The sequence below is a fragment of the Nonomuraea sp. NPDC052129 genome, from assembly GCF_040680095.1.
Taxonomy (GTDB): domain Bacteria; phylum Actinomycetota; class Actinomycetes; order Streptosporangiales; family Streptosporangiaceae; genus Nonomuraea.
Genome location: NZ_JBFAVX010000024.1, coordinates 1 through 14,743, shown reverse-complemented (window position 1 = coordinate 14,743; position 14,743 = coordinate 1). Strand labels below are relative to the sequence as shown.

General features: G+C 69.2%; 11 protein-coding genes and 1 pseudogene. 10 read left to right on the top strand and 2 right to left on the bottom strand.

The window, feature by feature from the left end:
* Nucleotides 1-61 precede the first annotated feature (61 nt).
* From AB0L53_RS38850 to AB0L53_RS38810, 9 genes are all read left to right on the top strand, one after another.
* On the top strand, nucleotides 62-493 hold the full coding sequence (locus AB0L53_RS38850) for a YciI family protein (RefSeq protein ID WP_364005632.1): 432 nt from the start codon (nucleotides 62-64) through the stop codon (nucleotides 491-493).
* A gap of 168 nt (nucleotides 494-661) precedes the next feature.
* A complete protein-coding gene (locus AB0L53_RS38845) occupies nucleotides 662-1,906 on the top strand; it encodes an RNA polymerase sigma factor (RefSeq protein ID WP_364005245.1) in 1,245 nt (414 codons plus the stop codon).
* Nucleotides 1,907-2,284: 378 nt separating this feature from the next.
* Nucleotides 2,285-3,625, top strand: a complete 1,341-nt coding sequence (locus AB0L53_RS38840) for an extracellular solute-binding protein (RefSeq protein ID WP_364005242.1) — start codon at nucleotides 2,285-2,287, stop codon at nucleotides 3,623-3,625.
* A gap of 57 nt (nucleotides 3,626-3,682) precedes the next feature.
* On the top strand, nucleotides 3,683-4,603 hold the full coding sequence (locus AB0L53_RS38835) for a sugar ABC transporter permease (protein WP_364005239.1): 921 nt from the start codon (nucleotides 3,683-3,685) through the stop codon (nucleotides 4,601-4,603).
* Nucleotides 4,600-5,430 carry a carbohydrate ABC transporter permease gene (locus AB0L53_RS38830; protein WP_225295030.1) on the top strand — a complete coding sequence of 277 codons (831 nt, stop codon included), beginning with the start codon at nucleotides 4,600-4,602 and terminating at the stop codon, nucleotides 5,428-5,430. The genes AB0L53_RS38835 and AB0L53_RS38830 overlap by 4 nt, the downstream gene beginning before the upstream one ends.
* Nucleotides 5,427-6,836 carry a GH1 family beta-glucosidase gene (locus AB0L53_RS38825; RefSeq protein ID WP_364005235.1) on the top strand — a complete coding sequence of 470 codons (1,410 nt, stop codon included), beginning with the start codon at nucleotides 5,427-5,429 and terminating at the stop codon, nucleotides 6,834-6,836. The genes AB0L53_RS38830 and AB0L53_RS38825 overlap by 4 nt, the downstream gene beginning before the upstream one ends.
* Nucleotides 6,817-7,818 (top strand): LacI family DNA-binding transcriptional regulator, encoded by a 1,002-nt coding sequence (locus AB0L53_RS38820; RefSeq protein WP_364005232.1) that lies wholly within the window; start codon nucleotides 6,817-6,819, stop codon nucleotides 7,816-7,818. Before AB0L53_RS38825 ends, AB0L53_RS38820 begins: the two co-directional genes overlap by 20 nt.
* Nucleotides 7,819-7,873: 55 nt before the next feature.
* Complete coding sequence (locus AB0L53_RS38815) at nucleotides 7,874-8,716, top strand: aldose 1-epimerase family protein (RefSeq protein WP_364005229.1); 843 nt, start codon at nucleotides 7,874-7,876, stop codon at nucleotides 8,714-8,716.
* Nucleotides 8,717-8,781: 65 nt separating this feature from the next.
* Entirely contained in the window at nucleotides 8,782-9,777 is a 996-nt protein-coding gene (locus tag AB0L53_RS38810) for an aminoglycoside phosphotransferase family protein (protein WP_364005226.1), read from the top strand.
* On the opposite strand, the gene AB0L53_RS38805 is transcribed toward AB0L53_RS38810, so the two are convergent.
* Nucleotides 9,721-11,967, bottom strand: a complete 2,247-nt coding sequence (locus AB0L53_RS38805) for a M64 family metallopeptidase (protein WP_364005223.1) — start codon at nucleotides 11,965-11,967, stop codon at nucleotides 9,721-9,723. The genes AB0L53_RS38810 and AB0L53_RS38805 overlap by 57 nt on opposite strands.
* Nucleotides 11,968-12,098: 131 nt before the next feature.
* Entirely contained in the window at nucleotides 12,099-13,571 is a 1,473-nt protein-coding gene (locus tag AB0L53_RS38800; protein WP_364005220.1) for an ATP-binding protein, read from the bottom strand.
* A gap of 404 nt (nucleotides 13,572-13,975) precedes the next feature.
* On the opposite strand from AB0L53_RS38800, the pseudogene AB0L53_RS38795 reads away from it, so the two are divergent.
* Nucleotides 13,976-14,743 (top strand): annotated as a pseudogene (locus AB0L53_RS38795) (transposase); the annotation flags it as partial.

The following is a 14,743-nucleotide window of genomic DNA, read 5'->3' as shown; positions in this document are numbered from 1 at the left end:
CGATTCGGGGTCTGACCGTTCGACGCGTTCATGAGAGTGAAGGAGGCGGATCGTGAAGTTCATGATCGTAGGGAAGGCGAACGAGGCGACCGAGGCCGGCGAACTGCCCAGCCAGGAGCTCGTCGATGCGATGGGCGCCTACAACGAGAGCCTGGCCAAGGCGGGGGTGCTGCTGGCCGCCGAAGGGCTGTACCCCAGCTCCCACGGTGCGCGGATCGCCTACACCAAGGACGGCAAGGCGACGGTGCTCGACGGGCCGTTCGCCGAGGCCAAGGAGCTCATCGCCGGGTTCTGGCTGATCCAGGTCAAGTCCCGGGAGGAGGCCATCGAATGGGCGCTGCGGGTGCCGGTTCCCGGTGGGCATGAGGGGGTCGGGCTGGATGTCTGGCAGGTGTTCGACGCCGCCGACCTGCCGGACGAGTCGATGACCCCCGAGGAGGCCGAACGCGAGGCGGCATTGCGCGAGCGCCTGACGGGTTCCACTGAACGATAGAGGCCGTCCCCGGCCGCGAGCCCGGCTCTCCCGCTTGCGGGTCCATCTTCCTGTTTGCGACCCGACTCGCCCGGACTCACCCCCGACCCCAGCCCCAGCCCCAGCCCCAGCCCCAGCCCCAGGCCCGAGCTTGCGGGAGCTGGGGCGGGCTGGTCTTATGGCCAGGTGATGGCTTCCGATACGCATCGGGCGATCGAGACGGTATGGCGGATGGAGGCGGCGCGGCTCATCGCCGGCCTGGCCGGGCTGGTGCACGACCTCGGCCTGGCCGAGGAGCTGGCCCAGGACGCCCTGGTCGCGGCGCTGGAGCAGTGGCCGGAATCGGGGGTGCCGGGCAATCCCGGCGCCTGGCTCATGACCGTCTCCAAGCGCCGCGCCATCGACCTGCTGCGCCGTCAGGAACGCTACGCGCGCAAGCTTACCGAGATGGGCCGCGAGCTGTCGGACGAGCCAGGCGCCGACGAGGAGCTGCCCGGCACGGACGAGATCGAGGACGACCTGCTGCGGCTGGTGTTCACGGCGTGTCATCCGGTGCTGTCCACGGAGGCCCGGGTGGCGCTCACGCTGCGGGTGCTCGGCGGGCTGAGCACCGACGAGATCGCCAGGGCGTTCCTGGTTCCGGAGCCGACAGTGGCGCAGCGGATCGTACGCGCCAAGCGGACGCTGGCCGACAAGCAGGTGCCGTTCGAGGTGCCGCAGGGCGAGGAGCTGGCCGGACGCCTGTCGTCGGTCCTGGAGGTCATCTATCTGATCTTCAACGAGGGCTACTCGGCCACGGCCGGTGACGACTGGATGCGGCCCGGACTCTGCGAGGACGCGCTGCGGCTCGGCCGGGTGCTGGCCGGGCTGATGCCCAAGGAGCCCGAGGTGCACGGCCTGGTCGCGTTGATGGAGATCCAGGCCTCGCGCGCGGCCGCCCGGGTGGGACCGTCCGGCGAGCCGATCCTGCTGCTGGAGCAGAACCGGGGCCGCTGGGACCGCCTGCTCATCCGCCGTGGCCTGGACGCGCTCCAGCGGGCCGAGGATCTCGGCGGCGACCTGGGCCCGTACGTGCTGCAGGCCGCCATCGCCGCCTGTCACGCCAGGGCGCTCACCCCTGAGGAGACCGACTGGCGGGCCATCGCCACCCTCTACGAGGCGCTGGCGCGGATGTCGCGGTCCCCGGTCGTCGAGCTCAACCGGGCGGTCGCGCTCGCCATGGCGTACGGTCCGGCGGTCGGACTGGAGCTGGTGGACCAGCTGGTCGACGAACCGGCGCTGAAGGGCTACCACCTGCTGCCGAGCGTACGCGGGGATCTGCTGGTCAAGCTGGGGCGACAGGGTGAGGCGCGCGCCGAGTTCGAACGGGCGGCGGCCATGACCCGCAACGCCCGCGAGCGCATCCTGCTGCGAGAGCGCGCCGCCGCCTGCTGATCCCTGTCGCCTGCTGATCGCCGCCAACGCGCCGTACGGACGCCGCAGCAGTCGCGACCGCGAGCCCCACTGCGCTCGTGACCACTGGCGTGACCACGAGAAAAGCCCGCAGTGTGTGGGCGACATGCCCAGGAAGCAAACACAAACGAGTCCCTTGTGATGGGAGCGCTCCCAAACGGCTCTTTGCGCCGTAAGTCACCAAAAATCCCCTTTCAGAATGAGAAATCGCACCATTGGTAACGGTTGCGTTTCAGCGCATTGACGGGCACAGGCCATAAGTGCACCCTTTGTGGGAGCGCTCCCAAGGATTTCCCACCGCGGCCCGGAGCGTGTGTCGCGGTGCACCTCCCCACCCATTCACCCGAGAAGGGGTCCACCATGTTGAACCGCAAGCGTCGCGGCGGTCTCGCCGCGGCTTCCGCCCTGGCGGCGGCGGCCCTGACCGTCGCATCCTGCGGCTCCGGCGGCACTCCGGCGGCCAGCAACGCACCCGCGTCCTCGGCGGCCGCCGAGCCGGTCACGATCCGGGTGCAGACTTTCGGCGGCGGCTCGAACTTCGGTTACAAGAACGCCATCACGAAGTGGAACGCCGAGCACAAGGACATCCAGATCAAGGAAGAGCACCTGACCGACCAGTTCGAGCAGCAGTACTGGCCGCAGATGATCCAGTGGCTGCAGGCGGGCAACGGCGCGGGCGACGTGGTCGGCATCGACGAAGGTGGCATGGGCCTGGCCAAAGCGCACCCGGAGTGGTGGGCGGACCTGAAGGAATTCGGCCTGGACGCCCGCAAGGCGGACTTCCCCGCCTGGAAGTGGGAGAACGGCCTCACCGCCGACGGCAAGCTGTTCGGCCTGGGCACCGACATCGGCGGCATGAGCATCTGCTATCGCTCGGATCTGTTCAAGAAGGCCGGGCTGCCCTCCGAGCGCGACAAGGTCAGCGCCCTGTGGCCCGATTGGGACGCCTTCATGAAGGTCGGCCAGCAGTTCCAGGCGAAGGTGAAGGACACCAAGTTCGCCGACGGCACGAACACGCTCTACCAGGTGGTCCTCTACCAGGAGGCGGCCAAGAACGGCAACGTCACCTATTTCGACAAGGACAACAACCTCATCGTCGACAAGAACCCGGCGGTGAAGGCGGGCTTCGACTTCGCCACGAAGATGAGCCAGCAGGGCCTGACCGCCAAGCTGCGTAACTTCACCGACGAGTGGGCGGCGGGCACCCAGAAGGGCGCGTTCGCCACGGTCGGCTGCCCGTCGTGGATGCTCGGCGTGGTCAGCGGCAACGCGGGCGACGGCGGCAAGGGCAAGTGGGACGTGGCCGCGGTACCCGGCGGCGGCGGCAACTGGGGCGGCTCCTGGCTGTCGGTGCCCAAGCAGAGCAAGCACCCGAAGGAAGCCGCCGCGGTGGCGGACTACCTGACCAGCGCGCAGACCGAGGCGAGCATCTTCACCGACTTCGGCAACATGCCGAGCAACACGAAGTCGCAGCAGGACGCGGCCGTGCAGGGCGCGAAGAACGAGTTCTTCAACAACGCACCCATCGGCGAGATCTTCGCCAAGTCGGCGTCGACCCTCCAGCCGGTCTTCCTCGGCGTCAAGCACGCCCAGGTCAAGAACGCCATCGAGTCGGTGATCCAGGGCATGGACGACGGCTCGGTCCCCTACGGCAAGGCCTGGCAGCAGTTGGTCGACGACGCGGTGAAGGCCGCGGGCTGATCTTCCCCGCCCGGCCCGCCATGAGCGGGCCGGGCTACTGCCGCCGAAAGGTCTCCTATGAGTATCGACACCCTTCCGACCGGCCGTCTCTGGCGTTCCAGACTGGACGTCAAGGTGATGCCGTACACGCTGGTGTCCCCGTACTTCATCCTGTTCGCCGCCTTCGGGCTCTTCCCGCTGGCGTTCACCCTCTACTACTCGCTCTACGACTACGACCTGGCCGGGACCACGAAGTGGACCGGGCTGGGCAACTACGCCAAGCTGCTGGCCGACGAGGACTTCTGGAACGCCGTGGTCAACACGGTCGGCATGTTCCTGCTGGCCACCATCCCGCAGTTGCTGCTGGCGCTGTTCCTGGCCAACGCGCTGAACAAGCGGTTCCGGCTGCGCCTGGCGATCCGGATGAGCGTGCTGCTGCCGCTGGTGACCTCGGTGGTCGCGGTGGCGGTCGTGTTCACCCAGCTCTTCGCCCGTGACTGGGGCCTGGTCAACTGGATCCTCAGCTGGTTCGGCGTGGACGCCATCAACTGGCGGGCCGAGCGGGTCCCGTCGTGGCTGGCCATCGCCACCATGGTCGACTGGCGCTGGACCGGCTACAACGCGATCATCTTCCTGGCCGGCATGCAGACGATCCCGCGCGACCTGTACGAGGCCGCGGCCATCGACGGGGCCTCGCGGCGGCGGCAGTTCTGGCAGATCACCCTGCCGATGCTCCGCCCGACCATGATCTTCGTGGTGCTCAACTCCACGATCGGCGGGCTCACGCTGTTCTCCGAGCCGACGACGTTCTACAACGGCAACGTCGACGGCGGATCGCAGGGCCAGTTCCAGACGGTCGCGATGTTCGTCGTCAAGCAGGGCTTCCGCGAGTTCGACTACGGGTACGCCGCCGCGGCGGCCTGGCTGCTGTTCCTGCTCATCCTCATTGGCGCGCTGATCAACTTCCTGTTCGTCCGCAGGATCGGGGGCACCAAATGACCAACTGGTCGCCGACCCTCATCACCCGGGTCATGCTGGCGCTGGCCATCGTGCTGTCCGCCTTCCCGCTGTACTGGATGCTGGTCATCGCCTCGCGGACCAACGCCGACGCGGTCGCGGTGCCGCCGCCGTTCCTGCCCGGCGGGAACCTCGGCCAGAACATCGTCGCCGTGCTCAACAACGAGGACGCCCACTTCCTGCTCGGCCTGACCAATTCCTTCATCGTGGCGAGCGTGGTCACCGTCTCGGTGGTCATCATCTCGACGCTGGCCGGCTTCTCCTTCGCCAACCTGTCGTTCAAGGGCAGGAACGTGCTGCTCCTGGCCGTACTCCTGACGATGGCGGTGCCGCTGCAGCAGATGGGCGTGGTGCCGCTCTACCGGCTGATGGTGAGCCTGGAGTGGACGGGCACCCTCAAGGCGGTCATCCTGCCGTACCTGCTCAACGGGTTCGGCGTGTTCCTGATGACCCAGTACACCCGCCAGGCGGTGCCGATGGAGCTGGTCGAGGCGGCCAGGGTCGACGGCGCGGCCACCCTGCGGATCTGGTGGAACGTCGTGCTGCCGGCTGTACGGCCGGGCATGGCGGTGCTCGGGATCAACACGTTCATGCTGATGTGGAATGACTTCATGTGGCCGCTGATCGTCCTCACTCCGGACAATCCGACCGTGCAGATCGCGATCACCTCGCTGAACGCCAGGTTCTCCACCAACTACACATTGATCTTCGCGGGAACGGCGCTGTCCATCATTCCGCTCATCGCGGTATTCGTCGCATTCGGCCGCCAAATCGTCGGCGGACTCATGGAAGGTGCGGTCAAGGCGTGACGACACAAGAGGAACAGACGCGTGCCGGGCTGCAGTTCCCCACGGGGTTCGCGTTCGGCGCGGCCACCTCGGCGTACCAGATCGAAGGCGCGGTCGCCGAGGACGGGCGCGGCATCTCCATCTGGGACACCTTCACCAAGACCCCGGGCCGCGTGCTCAACGGGGACCACGCGGACGTGGCCATCGACCACTACCACCGCTACCGGGAAGACGCCCAGATCATGGCGGAGCTGGGCCTGACCGCCTACCGCTTCTCGGTCTCCTGGCCCCGGATCCAGCCCGACGGGTCCGGCAAGATCAACCAGAAGGGCCTCGACTTCTACAAGCGGCTCACCGACGAGTTGCGGCAGCACGGCATCGACCCCTGGCTGACCCTCTATCACTGGGACCTGCCCCAGGCGCTGGAGGACAGGGGCGGCTGGCCCAACCGCGACACGGCCTACTGCTTCGCCGACTACGCGGCGACCGTGCACGAAGCGCTGAAGGACCACGTACATACCTTCAGCACCGTCAACGAGCCATGGTGCACCGCGTTCCTCGGCTACGCCTCGGGTGAGCACGCCCCGGGCCGTCGCGAGCCGGAGAACGCGATCAGGGGCGCGCACCATCTCAACCTCGCGCACGGCCTTTCCGTACAGGCGATGGGCGCGAGGCGGGTCGGCGGCTGCGTGAACCTCTACGCGATCACCCCGGCCACCGACAGCGAGGCGGACCAGGACGCGGCGCGGCGCATCGACGGGCTGCAGAACCGGTTCTTCCTCGACGCGCTGATGACCGGCCGCTACCCGCAGGACGTCCTCGACGACCTCGGGATGGACCTGGACTTCATCAGGGACGGTGACCTGGCGACCATCAAGGCGCCGATCGACGTGCTGCTCGTCAACTACTACAGCCGCTTCACGGTTTCGGGAGCACCAGGCGGCAGGGCCTCGGCGGCGGCGGCGCCCACGGATTCCGCCTCGCCCTGGGTGGGCAGCGAGCACGTGTCGTTCGTCGACGGCGGCCGGCCGGTCACCGCGATGGGCTGGGAGATCGATCGGGGCGGCCTGGTGGAGGTGCTGACCAGGGTGGCGCGGGACTACCCGGCGATCCCGATGGTCGTCTCCGAGAACGGCGCGGCCTTCGAGGACGTCCTGGAGCACGGCCGGGTGCACGACTCCGAGCGGGTGGCCTACTTCGAGGACCACCTGCGCGCCTGCCGCGACGCGATCGACGCCGGGGTGCCGCTGGAGGGCTATTTCGCCTGGTCACTGATGGATAATTTCGAGTGGGCATGGGGCTACGGCAAGCGTTTCGGCCTCGTGCACGTGGACTTCGAGAGCCAGCGGCGCGTGCTCAAGGACAGCGCTATCTGGTACTCGGAGATCATCCGGCAGAATAGGCGTCATGAACCGACCGACTCTTGAGGCAGTCGCTGCTCTGGCCGGAGTAGGCCGTGGCACGGTGTCCAGAGTCATCAACGGCTCACCCAACGTGAGCGAGAAGGCCCGCGACGCCGTGCAACGGGCCATCCAGGAGCTGGGCTACGTCCCCAACCGCGCGGCGCGGGCGCTGGTCACCCGGCGCACCGACACGGTGGCGCTGGTGGTGTCGGAGTCCGAGCTGCGCGTCTTCGACGAGCCCTACTTCGCCGGGACCATCAGGGGCATCGGCTCGGCGCTGGCCGAGACGGGCCTCCAGCTGATCCTGGCCATGGCCCAGTCGCAGGAGGAGCACGAACGCCTGGAGCACTACCTGACGGGGCAGCACGTCGACGGCGTGCTGCTCCTGTCGCTGCACGGCGCCGACCCGCTGCCCGGCCGGCTGGAGGCGATGGGCGTGCCGACCGTGCTGGGCGGCCGCCCGGTCGGCCTCACCCCCTACAGCTACGTCGACATGGACAACCGGGCCGGCGCCCGGCAGGCGGTCAAGCACCTGCTGGGTCTCGGCAGGCAGCGCATCGCCACGATCGCCGGGCCGCAGGACATGGGCGTGGGCGTCGACCGGCTGGCCGGCTACCACGACGCGCTGCTCACCTTGGGAGCGCGGGAGCTGGTCGCCTATGGCAGCGACTTCTCCGAGGAGAGCGGCGCGGCGGCGATGCGCGAGCTGCTGGCCGAAGAGCCGGAGCTCGACGCCGTGTTCGCCGCCTCGGACCCGCTGGCGGTGGGGGCGATGCGGGTGCTCAAGCTCGAGGGCCGGGCCATCCCGGGTGACGTGGCGGTGGTCGGGTTCGACGACTCCAAGGTCGCCTTGCACGCCGACCCGCCGCTGACCACCGTGCACCAGCCGGCCGAGGAGATGGGCCGCCAGATGGCGCGGCTGCTGGTCGCGCGGATCAACGGCGAGGCGCTCCGCCAGCCCGTGGTCATCCTCGACACCCACCTGGTGCGCCGGGAGTCGGCCTGACCTCGGGATATCCTTTGCTCGACCCCCTGCTCAACCCCCGAGAGAGGATCCTTCCGTGCCCCAGCTCGCCGCCGCCGGATACACCGCGCGGATCAGCCCGCGCGGCGCCGCGCTCAGGACGCTCCGCCACGGCGCGCGCGACCTGATCACGAGCTGGCCCGCCGAGGGCCCGGTCCCCTATTTCGCGGGCACGATCCTCGCCCCCTGGCCGAACCGGGTGGGCGGAGCCCGCTATCCGTTCGGCGGGCGGACGCACGAGCTGGCGGTGAGCGAGCCCGAGCGCGGCCACGCCCTGCACGGGCTGGTGTCCGGCGTCGACTGGCAGGTCGTGGAGCTGCTGGCCGCCGAGGACCACCACGCCTTCGTACGCCTGACGCACACGATCACCCCCACGGCCGGTTACCCGTTCACGCTGACGCTGCGGGTGCTCCACCGGCTCGACGAGCACGGGCTGACCACCACGGTCACCGCCCGCAACGACGGCGCCGACGCCGCCCCCTACGGCTGCGGCCCCCATCCCTGGCTGCTCGGTGACGACCTGGAGCTGCCCGCCGCCAAGGTGCTGGTCACCGACGAGCAGCTGCTGCCCCGATCCCTGGACGACGTGTCCGGCTCCCCGTACGACTTCCGCAAGGCCAGGCCGCTCGACGGCGACGTGATCGACCACGCGTTCACCGGGCTGGCGGCCGGAGAGGCCCGGGTCGGGGGCGTACGCATGACGTGGGACCCGGCAGTGCTGCCCTGGGTGCAGGTCTGCACCAGCGGGCAGCTCGGCTACGAGGGCGTGGCGGTGGAGCCCATGACCTGCCCGCCCGACGCGTTCAACTCCGGCACCGACGTGGTGGTGCTCGAACCGGGCGGCGAGCACGTGGCCAGCTGGACGATCAGCGCCGCCTGACGCCCACAAGCAGGTCCCGTGGCGAGCTGGACGATCAGCGTCACCTGACCCCACAATCGGGTCTCGTGGACAGCAGGACGAAACGGCGTCTATCGCCTACCGAGCTCGACGATCTCGCCCGGCGCGCGCTCGGCGCGGGCGTGACCCGATCCACCGAACTCACCGACGGCTACGCCAACGCGGTCTGGCGGCTCCTCCTCGACGACGGCCGCGACGTGGTACTCAAGCTGGCTCCCTCCCCCGAGCTGGACCAGCTCAGCTACGAGCGCAACCTGCTGCGGATGGAGGCGGCGGCCTGCGAGCTGGCCGTCGCCGCGGGCGTGCCGGTGGCGACGCTGCTGGCCGCCGGGTTCGACGATCCGGTGCTCGGCGGCGACTACCTGCTGTTCGGGACGCTGGACGGCGTGTCGTGGAACGATGTGCAACCGGACGGCGACGACGCGCTCCGCCGCGAGCTGGGCCACCACCTCGCCAGGTTCAACGCGGTGACGGGTGAGGTGTTCGGCTACCCGCACGCGGGCATCACCGGCCGAACCTGGCGCGAGGCGTACCTGGCCATGGTGGGGGCACTACTGGCCGACACCGAGCGCTACCCGACGCCGCTCCCCCGGCCCGCCGCGGAGATCGGCGCGCTGCTCACCGCCGCCGCGCCCGTCCTGGACGAGGTGACCACGCCGCACCTCGTCCACTTCGACGTCTGGGCGGGCAACGTCTTCCTGGATCTGTCCGGGACGCCCAGGATCCAGGCGATCATCGACCACGAGCGGGCGTTCTGGGGCGACCCGCTGGCCGAGTTCGTCACGCCGACCATCTTCGGCGAGCTGCGCGACGACGACCCGCTGCTGGCCGGGTACCGCGAGGTGACCCCGCTGGAGCTCACCCCCGCCGCGCGGACCCGGCTCGACCTCTATCGTGCCTACCTCTACCTGATCCTGCTGGTGGAGAACGGGCCGCGGCAGTATCCCGAGTCGGAGTACGCGCGGGCCCGCGACCTGTCCACCACCTCACTCACGGACGTCCTGGACCGCCTCGTAGGAGGTGCCCCCGGCTCCCGCGCCTAGCTTGCCGCACTGTCCCGCGCCCACGCCGGTGACCTTGTTGGGCACGTCCAGGTCCACGGGCGCGGGCGTGTTGCCCGTACAGGCGAGCGCACCCTTGACCGTGGTGCCCGAAAGGATCGGCGCCGTGTTCGAGGTCAGCAGGGCGGCGCCGCGGATGTCGGCGCCCACGACGGCCAGCGATCCGGCGCGGTCGACCGTCAGCGCGCCGTCCACCCGCGCGCCGAGGACCTGCACCGAGGCGGCCCGCGAGGCGATGAGCGCGCCGGAGAGCCGGCCGCCGGTGACGACCACCGAGGCTCCCGCCCGCACGGTCACCGGGCCGCTCACCTGCGCGTGGTCCAGGCAGGTGACGCCGTCGGCGACGGTCAGCGGTCCGCGCTGGGCGCCGGTCAGGGTCCGGGTGCAGGCCGGTGGCGGGGCGATCGTGGTGACCGTGAAGCTGCCCGCCCTGCCGTAGTTGCCCGAGCCGTCGATCGAGCGGTACTCGATCGTGTGCCGCCCCCTCGGGAGCTTGCCGTACACGAGGGAGTCGATGGTCGTGCCGTCCTCGGTGAACGTCCACGGCAGGTCGGAGGAGGTCGGCCAGCCGAAGTAGTTGAACCAGCCGTCGCCGTCGACCCTCGACTCCGAGACCACGTAACCGCCCTGATCGTCGGTGCCGGTCAGCTTCATCGAGAACGGCCCGTTGTAGACGTAGGTGCCGCCGGACCTGACGAGCGGCGGCGACAGCTCGTAGCCGGTCTTCGGCGAGGTGGCGTCGACCGTCCAGGTCAGCGTCCGGTCGCCGACCGTCGCGGTGAGGGTGTGCGTGCCGTCCGACGGCTTCAGCGCGCCGAGGTCCAGGTCGCTGTCGCCCTCGCCGACCCGCTTCCCGTCGAGCGCCCACGCGACCGCGGGAACACTCGCCGCCGGGTGCGTGGTCTCCACGTACACGACCTCGGTACGGCCCAGCGGCCGGTCCACCGAGGTGGCGGAGACGATGCCGGGGGTGACGCCGTCGGGCGGGGTGGTCAGGGACGTGTCGACGGTCCAGGAGCGGGAGGCGGACATCGCGGTGCGGATCGCCGGGTCCCTGACGAAGTTCGTCGGGTCGGTGACCGTCGCCTTGACCGTGTGGGTGCCCGGGGTGAGGCCGAGCTCGCGCAAGTCCAGGGCCGTGCCTTGTTCGGCGGGCCGGTCCGTGCCGTCGACGTTCCAGGTGACGGTGAGCGCGTGGCCGTTCGGGCGCATCGGCTCGACCCAGAGCACCCGGTCGGCGCCGACGGGCGCGGCCGACGGGGTGGCGTCCTGGATCACCGTCGTCTTGCCGGTGATCCGCTGCGCCATCACCTCCCGGCTCACCTGGTCGTAGTAGTAGCCGAGCGTCTTCATCATCGAGTGCCGGCTCGGCCGCCAGACGCCGGTGGTGGCGTACATGCCGGCCTCGTAGCGGCCGATCGGGCCACCGGACTCGCTGGGCTCGCCGAGCCAGCGCCACCACTTCTTCTTCTGATCGAGCATCTGCTGCTCGGTCAGCAGCGTGTGGTGGGCGGAGGCAGGCTCGGGCCCCGTGTACGCGCCGCCGGGGACGCCGCGCTGGTAATAGTCGTACTCGTCCTGCAGGCCGCCCAGGGAGTGGCCCAGCTCGTGCGGGCTGATCAAGGCGGACATGGAGTTGCTGCCGGAGGCGGTCGCGTAGGAACCGCCCGCGCCGCCGTACGTCCCGCTGTTGGCCAGCGCGAGGATCTGCCGGTTGGCCGAGGTCGTGCCGGTGACCAGGTTCGCGTAGCGGATGGCGGCGGTGTTGTCCATGGTGATCAGCCGCTGGACGCTACTGGGGTTGCACTGGCCCCAGAAGCCCATGCTGAGCGGGGTGGTCTTCTTCGGCGAGGTCAGGGCGGGGTCGCAGCTGACACCCGACTCGCCGGAGACGATGTCCACCCGGTAGACGTTGATGTAGGCGCGGTAGGACTTGTACGGCTCGATGGACCACATCACGTTGAGGTGCCGGTCGACGTCCGCCCGGAACTTCGCCTGCTCGGACTCGGTGTAGCCGTCGCCCATGATGACCAGGTTGAACCGTTTGGCGGGCGTACCGGTGACCTGGACCGGCACGACGGTGGCAGCGCCGGGCGCGGCGGCTGCGTCTGCGTTGGCTGGGGGGATGTATAAGACGGCGGCGGCCAGGACCAGGGCCGCGGATCTACGCATGATCCGCATTATCGGCCTGTTGCGGATCGGCGTCTCATCCCAAAGCCGATAAATCTGGCAGGGATCAGGCTGTGGAGTCAGGGCGCCGGTCCAGGAGTCCCGCCCCACGAGACCGTTTCTCGGGGCACGGGTCATGCCATGCCGTAGAGCGTCTCCAGGTCGACCAGTTGGATATCAGGGTCAGCATGTGCGGCCGCGTATGCCTTGTCGTTGAAGCCGGCGCCGCTGAGACACATGAGTCGGGTGCTGGTGGTGTCGTAGCGTCCCGTCTGGGCGATGAGGTCGCGGATGTGCTGGAGGCGCTGGATGTGGGCGATGCCCATGGTGTCATTCCATTTGGCCTCGCCGATGGCCAGGAGCGGTGATCGGGAGCCGTCGGGGATGCCGATGACCGCCACATCCACTTCGTGTCCTACGCGGACCTTGTGATCGTGCACGACACCGTGTCCGACCCGAGCGGGCAGACCGCCGATCAGTTCTGGGTCGGCGTGGTGGAGCGCCCAGTCGCGGCAGACCTGTTCGAAATGAGGGCCGAGGACGTTACTGGTGAAGCGGCGGCGGCTGGCCTGCCAGACTCGGGCTGCGCTTCCGGGGCGTTCCAACTGGTCCCAGACCGGTCGCATGATGGCATGGTAGAAGCCGATCAGCGGTTCGGCGATGCGGTAGGTGGGGCGATTGTCGCGGAAGGCGTCGGCATCCCGGTGCAGCAGGCCGGCGCCTTCGAGGACGTTGATGGGGTGCGCGATGTCGGTGGCCTTGCGTTCCAGGTACCCGGCCATGCCCCCGCGGGTGGCGTTGCCGTCGGCGACCGCGGCCAGCACGGACAGGTACAGGGTGGTGTCTCGCAGGTCGGGCTCTTCCGCGAGCAGATAGCGGGCCTCGCGGAAGAGAGGGGTCTCTGGATTGAGGACGGTGCGGACGACCCAGTCGTCGAAGTCGTCGGCCCCGTTCGGGGTGTCGCCGCGGGCGAATTCCCGCCGATACGCGGGCGTACCGCCGACGATCGCGTTGACCTGCAGGGCCAGACGCGGGTCTGTGATGTTCCAGAATTCGGCGGCCAGGCGGTGGTCGAGAGGGCGGACGACCAACTCCAGCCCTGCCCGGCCTCGCAAGGGGGCATTGCCGGACAGCAGCCTGCCCATGAACGACAGCGCCGAGCCACACAGCAGTAGCCGGGTGCGGGAGCCGCTGCGCTGGTCGCGCAGGGTCCGCAGCGCCTCTTGAATGATCGAGGGGAGCTCCGGATTCGCCTTGGCGAGGTACGGGAATTCGTCGATCACGACGGGCACGGGCCGCTCCGCACCCAGTGCGAGGAGCGCATCGACGGCCTCGGCCCAGTCGGAGAAGTGGTACGGACTGGCAGGTCGCACATGCGCGGTGAGCGCGGCGCTGATACGCCGCAGGGACTCGGCATCGGCGGCCTCGGTCGCCCCGAAGTAGAACCCGCCTGCGGCACGGCAGGCCGCGTCGAGCAAAAAGGTTTTGCCCTGCCGGCGCCGTCCGGAGACCACGCCGAGCGTCGCGCCAGGCTGTTCATCTTCGATGAACCGTGTCAGCGCCGACCATTCGTAGTCGCGGTCGAACATCTCGACGGGCTTGTCCATGCTCCCCCGATCTCAGAATATAGAACCACACATCTATAAACTGTACCTCTATATTTAGGTCCGGCGAGGAGCGGTCTGTTTGACTCGCGGACGGGGAAGCCGGCAAGCGCGATAAATCTGGCGAGGATCAGGGCATGAACCGTTCTTCAAATTCGCTTTGAAGGCCTGGGATTCTGCTCTGGGCTCGTAGTCCGTGCTGTGCCGGTGGAACGTGATCCGTGGGATGGGTCGGTATCTGGCGGGCGTGTATCGCTCATGTGTTCTACCCAAAGACGTCAACTCTTGGTAGCGTTACGGTCACGCATCGTGGTGGCGGGGGGTGGGCGGGGTGCAGGTTGGGCTCCAGGTCGTGCGGTGCACGTGTCGATGTCGCCTGGTCATCCATGACCTGATGGGGGCGGTGGGTGAGTAGGCTCACCGCGACAGCCTCCTGCACCGCTTACGCGGCGGTGGTGGAGGCGAGCGGTGAGGTCGTCGCGCAGGCGCTGCTGGTGCGGCGGGTGGCCTGGCTGACCGCTCTGGCACGCGAGGTGACCGCCCGTCTGGTGGCGGCCCGGTGGAATGCGGCTGATCTGGACGCTTTGGGGTCCGGGGTGGGGTTGGACGGGCGGGTGTTGCCGTCGAAGGGTTGGATGGCTGTTCGGCGGCTGGGCTGGGGTGTGGGCCCGCCCTCGGGTGTGTACGTCGGTGATCGGGTGTTGCGGTGCGCGCAGGAGCAGGCCGCCCGCTTGTTGCGGCTGGCGTTGCACCGGCGCCGTCTGGTGGCGGCGATCGTGGCCACCTGGCCGCAGAATACGGGTGCGCGCACCGATGCCGAGTGGGACGCGTTGCGTGCGCTGCTGCCGGACGGGGTGACGGCGGCCGACATCCGGAACCGGACCCGGCAGATCCGCGCCTACCTTGACGAGCATCGCACTTTCTCGGCCGATCTGACCGAACTGGAGGAGCCGCCGAACGTCGCGGCGCAGGTCGTGCTGGCGGCGGCAGACCGGCAACTGGCCACCCTGGAGCGCACCGGCGATGACGGCGCCCGGCTGCGGGTGCGGCTTCCGCTGGTCGAGTTTCCCGCGTCCGGTCGGGACTGGGCGTGGCATGTGCTGCCTGTCGTCTTGCCGCCGACGGTGCCGGCTGAGGCGGCGTTGTGCGCCCCTACCGTGCGGGTGGTCAAGGGG

Bases quoted from the DNA above. Each gene is read 5' to 3' on its own strand.
- AB0L53_RS38850 (WP_364005632.1), top strand. From the start codon at position 62: ATGATCGTAGGGAAGGCGAACGAGGCGACCGAGGCCGGCGAACTGCCC.
- AB0L53_RS38845 (WP_364005245.1), top strand. From the start codon at position 662: ATGGCTTCCGATACGCATCGGGCGATCGAGACGGTATGGCGGATGGAG.
- AB0L53_RS38840 (WP_364005242.1), top strand. From the start codon at position 2,285: ATGTTGAACCGCAAGCGTCGCGGCGGTCTCGCCGCGGCTTCCGCCCTG.
- AB0L53_RS38835 (WP_364005239.1), top strand. From the start codon at position 3,683: ATGAGTATCGACACCCTTCCGACCGGCCGTCTCTGGCGTTCCAGACTG.
- AB0L53_RS38830 (WP_225295030.1), top strand. From the start codon at position 4,600: ATGACCAACTGGTCGCCGACCCTCATCACCCGGGTCATGCTGGCGCTG.
- AB0L53_RS38820 (WP_364005232.1), top strand. From the start codon at position 6,817: ATGAACCGACCGACTCTTGAGGCAGTCGCTGCTCTGGCCGGAGTAGGC.
- AB0L53_RS38805 (WP_364005223.1), bottom strand. From the start codon at position 11,967: ATGCGTAGATCCGCGGCCCTGGTCCTGGCCGCCGCCGTCTTATACATC.
- AB0L53_RS38800 (WP_364005220.1), bottom strand. From the start codon at position 13,571: ATGGACAAGCCCGTCGAGATGTTCGACCGCGACTACGAATGGTCGGCG.